General features: G+C 72.6%; 1 protein-coding gene. It reads right to left on the bottom strand.

The annotated features are described in order from the left end of the window. A partial coding sequence (locus OSB71_RS24160) for a S8 family peptidase (protein WP_265950935.1) occupies nucleotides 1–1,213 on the bottom strand: 1,213 nt, incomplete at both ends.

The raw sequence follows: 1,213 nt of genomic DNA, 5'->3' as shown, positions 1-1,213 counted from the left end.
GGTGCCGCCGCCGTCGGTGACGGCCTCCAGCGTCGCGGTGGCGTCGGCCAGGCCGGTGCCGCAGCCGCCGCTGCACGAGCCGGGCAGCGAGCGGGTGTTGTCCTTGATCGCGGCGGTGACCTGGGCGGGGGTGATGCCGGGCTTGGCCTGGTACATCAGCGCGGCCAGGCCGGCGATGTGCGGGGCGGCCATGCTGGTGCCCTGGTAGGCGGCGTAGGTCTCGCTGCCCACCGAGCGGGTGCCGGTGTTCAGCGTGGACCAGATGCCGTTCGCGGCGCTGACCGCCGTCTCGCCACCGGGCGCCGTGACGTCGACGACGCTGCCGTAGTTCGAGTAGCTCGCCCGGTTGCCCTCACGGTCGCCGGCGGCCACGGTGATGACGTTGTCGCAGCTCGCCGGGTTGAAGTTGGCCGCGTTGGCGTTGGAGTTGCCGGCCGCCACGACGACGGTCGTGCCGCGGCTGACGGCGCCGTTGATGGCGCTCTGGGTGCCCGCGTCGCAGGAGCCGCCGCCGCCCAGGCTCATGTTGATGACGTCGGCCGGGTTGGGGTTGGCCGGGACGCCGCGCACCGAGCCACCGGAGGACCAGATGATGGCGTCGATGATGTCGGCGGTGGTGCCGCCGCACTTGCCGAGCACGCGCACGGGCTGGATGGTGGCGTCGTAGGCGATCCCGGTGACGCCCTTGCCGTTGTCGGCGGCGGCGGCGATGGTGCCGGCGACGTGGGTGCCGTGCCAGGAGTTGTTGGTGTCGCGCGGGGGCACGGGCTGGCCGTTGGCGTCGCGGCCGCACTCGCCGCGGTTCATCCAGTCCCCGGGGTCGGAGGCGTCGGCGTCGCGGCCGTCGCCGTCCTGGGCCATCCACGAGTCGGAGATGAAGTCGTAGCCGTCGATGACGTTGGCGGCCAGGTCGGAGTGGGCGACGTAGCCGGTGTCGATGACGGCGATGTTGACGCCCTCGCCGGTGGCCTTGCCCCAGGCGCCCGGGACGTTCATGCCCGCGCGGGATTCGAAGAGGTCCCACTGGCGCTCGTAGTAGGGGTCGTTGGGTTCGACGGCGGCGGCGTACATCCGCGTGTCGGGGACGACGTAGGCGACGTCGGGGTCGGTGGCGTACTCGGCCATGACCTTCTCGACGTCCTTCTCGGCCAGCTCGCCACCGAGGTCGACCAGGGCGGCGCCGGTGCCCAGGCGGCGGTCGAAGTCCAGGGAC

It is taken from the genome of Streptomyces marinisediminis (genome assembly GCF_026262575.1).
GTDB lineage: Bacteria > Actinomycetota > Actinomycetes > Streptomycetales > Streptomycetaceae > Streptomyces > Streptomyces marinisediminis.
This window is presented reverse-complemented; position numbering and strand designations above follow the sequence as displayed.